This window comes from Veillonellaceae bacterium, from assembly GCA_012523975.1.
Classification (GTDB): Bacteria; Bacillota; Negativicutes; order JAAYSF01; family JAAYSF01; genus JAAYSF01.
The window spans coordinates 1-3,040 of sequence record JAAYSF010000086.1; the positions used below are offsets into that span (position 1 = coordinate 1).

General features: G+C 44.3%; 3 protein-coding genes. All 3 read left to right on the plus strand.

What is annotated here, in order from left to right; genetic code table 11:
* A partial coding sequence (locus GX348_11855) for a phosphate ABC transporter, permease protein PstA (GenBank protein ID NLP42850.1) occupies positions 1-254 on the plus strand: 254 nt, incomplete at its 5' end.
* Between the two features lie 194 nt (positions 255-448).
* On the plus strand, positions 449-2,491 hold the full coding sequence (locus GX348_11860) for a HAMP domain-containing protein (protein NLP42851.1): 2,043 nt from the start codon (positions 449-451) through the stop codon (positions 2,489-2,491).
* Between the two features lie 74 nt (positions 2,492-2,565).
* Positions 2,566-3,040 (plus strand): SpoIID/LytB domain-containing protein (locus GX348_11865; GenBank protein ID NLP42852.1); only part of this gene is annotated, 475 nt, incomplete at its 3' end.

Consider the following 3,040-nt stretch of genomic DNA (forward strand, 5'->3'; position numbering starts at 1 on the left):
GTGAAACAGCAATCCTGATTTTCACAGCAGGAACAACAGTATCCCGGCAATTACCGGACTTTGATATAACAGCTGCCGGTGAAACGCTGGCTGTTCATATGTGGTACGTTATGGCCATCGGCCTTGTCCCGGACCGGGTTGATATTGCCAACGGCATTGGGGCCTTGCTCATCATTACTATTCTTATTTTCAATTTAATGTTTACAATACCAAGCAAAATTCTGCAGCGTAAAATGGGCTCAACCGGGAATTAGAAGCTAGGTAAAAAAGCTCTGCAGGCCATCCGGCCTTAGCAGAGCTTTTTTAGTTTCTTGCCCTAATTCCCATCAATTATTAAGAACCTGTTAAGAGTTTGTAAACATATCGTTAAAGCTATGTTAAATGTGTACACTGCCAAAGGCTAATACTGTACTATTTGGTTAGAAAATACATTTAATGGAGGCTGCACATGATAAAGCGTCTTATTTATAACTTTAGTAAACTCAGGCAATTTAGGCTGGAATTTAATTTGCAAAAGCTCAGAATTATCATGGCAAAACTCACAGTAAAGGCAACCTTATTTACTGTTTTAACTTGTGTGGTTCCGCTGGCTATTGTGGGCTGGTATTTTACTAGTCAGACGATGGAGGCTCTTACCAAGGCTGCAGTTGATAAAAATAACAAAGTTGCTGAACGTGTTGCCAGCGATATCGGCAGTTATGTACAAGGCAAAAAGAACTTCCTGATGGTAGCAAGCGGTCAAACAGCTATTCGTTCAATGCAGCCCACGAAAATTGAGCATTACCTCAGTTTAGTTAAAGCATTCTATGGCAGTGCTGACGCGCTATTTGTTGCCCAGCCCGATGGTAAGCAGATATTTCGAACCGACGGTGCGCAAACTGTTGATATTGATGATCGAGAATATTTCAGCAAGGCGTTAGAGGGAACGCCGCAATTTTCTAACCCGATTGTTAGCAAAGTTACTAACCAACTGACTATCATCGGAGCTTCGCCGATTTATGGAAGCGGAAATCAAGCCGTTGGCGTAATGGGCGCTAACCTATCGCTTCAAAGTTTGAACAACATGATAGAACAAGTGCTGTCCTTAAACCCTGGTTACTCGGTAACAGTAATTGATAAAAACAGAATTCCAATTTTTTATCAATTGGATACCGCCGCAGTTGAAGAACAAAGACAACTTTCCGAGGTATACTATATTCAAGCTGTCCAAGGTGAAACCGGAAATACTGTGGGCTTGGTGCGCGGTCAGGAGTATCTGCTGTCGTATCGCCCAATCGCGAATACTGACTGGATAGTTGTGACGGCCTATCCGCGGGAAGCAGCTCTGCAAGCCGCCTTTAATATGATACAGCAGAGCATAATAGTGGTAGCTATTATCATCGTAGTTTTTGTGATATTTGGACTTTACGCCGCTAGGACGTCGCTTTGTCCGCTGAAGGATCTTGTTGCAGGAGCTAAAAGAGTGGCTTCCGGCAATTTAGCGCATGAGCTCAATCTTAACAAGAAAGACGAATTTGGACATGTTGCTACCGCATTTAACAGTATGACAGCAAGCCTCCGGCAAATAGTAACTTCAGTTAAGGAATCTTCATCCTTGGTGCTTGAGACGTCAGAAAGTGTTGCCGCGGTGGCCAATCAGTCACGGGCGGGAAGTGTTCAAGTAGCTAATTCTGTAGCGCGAATAGCCGAACAGCTTGTAAAGCAAGGTAAAGAGACAGAATCAACCACGCAAAATCTTAATCAGCTCGTTGGTATTACCACTGAAATTTCCGACAGTATTAGGCAAACTGCCGCTGCAACCGATATGTGCTCGGCGCTGGCTGTTCAAGGACAAGTGATTATAAACCAAACAATCGCTGAAATGCAGAATATTAAAGTACTTGTTGATGAAACAGGCCAAACTGTGACTACCCTTAGCCAAAGTGCAAACGAAATTGGCCAGATAACCGGACTGATTTCAGGAATCGCGAAACAGACAAGTCTGCTAGCATTAAATGCCGCAATCGAAGCGGCAAGGGCAGGGGAATCGGGACGAGGATTTGCTGTTGTTGCTGAAGAAGTTAGGAAGTTAGCAGATGAGTCGTCGTGTGCGGCTAAAAAAATTTCAGAGATAATTGCCAGAATACAATACGAATCCCGCGGTGTGGTAATAGCAATGAATCAGAGTATAGAGCACGTTGATCAGGGCGTTAATGTGACAAAAACAAGTGGTGAAACTTTTGCTCAAATTACGGCTGCAATTGCTGGGATTCAGCAGCAAGCAAATACTATTGCCCAAAAGACTGAAAGCCAAGATGAGTTATGTAAGTTGGCAATAACGACCGTGTCGGCCATGAATGTCATGACTGAGTGCAATACCGGCAGCGTACAGGAAATTGCCGCGGTATGCCAAGAGCAAGCCGCTTCGGCCCATACTATTACCTACTCTATAGAAAAATTAGCGGCGATGGCTAAGGAACTCGAGGACCTGGTCGACAGATTTGAAATATAGATTGATTATGATTTAATCTCAGGTGCATGGATTTATTACCCTTTTGCCATACTAAAAGTGGAAGGGGGAATGTTATGAAATTAAAGTATCGCGTGTTGTACACAGCCGCCGGCTTAATTATTGCTCTTGGCCTGATATTAAGCGGCTGTTCTCAGGCTCCGCAGAAGAAACAGGCTCCAGCACCGACCCCGCAGCAGACTGCCCAAGGAAAAGAACCCGAAATTACTGTTTATATGCATGAAACCGGTCAGAAGAAAACTATGAAGATGGAAGATTATATTGCCGGGGTTGTAGCCGGCGAGATGAAACCCGATTGGCCGGTTGAAGCGTTAGCGGCTCAGGCCATAATTGCCCGGACTTTTACCATTCAGGCAATTGAGGAAAAAGGCGGTGTTCCTGAACGCGGCACGCAAGCATCGACCGATATTAAAGAATTTCAGGCTTATAATGATAAAGCAATCACCGAAAATGTAAAACGAGCCGTTGAGATGACCCGCGGCGAGATTGCTACTTATCAAGGCAAGGCTATCAATTCCTGGTTCCATGCTA

Excerpts from the sequence above, each read along its gene's own strand:
- GX348_11860 (NLP42851.1), top strand. The coding sequence starts at position 449 with ATGATAAAGCGTCTTATTTATAACTTTAGTAAACTCAGGCAATTTAGG.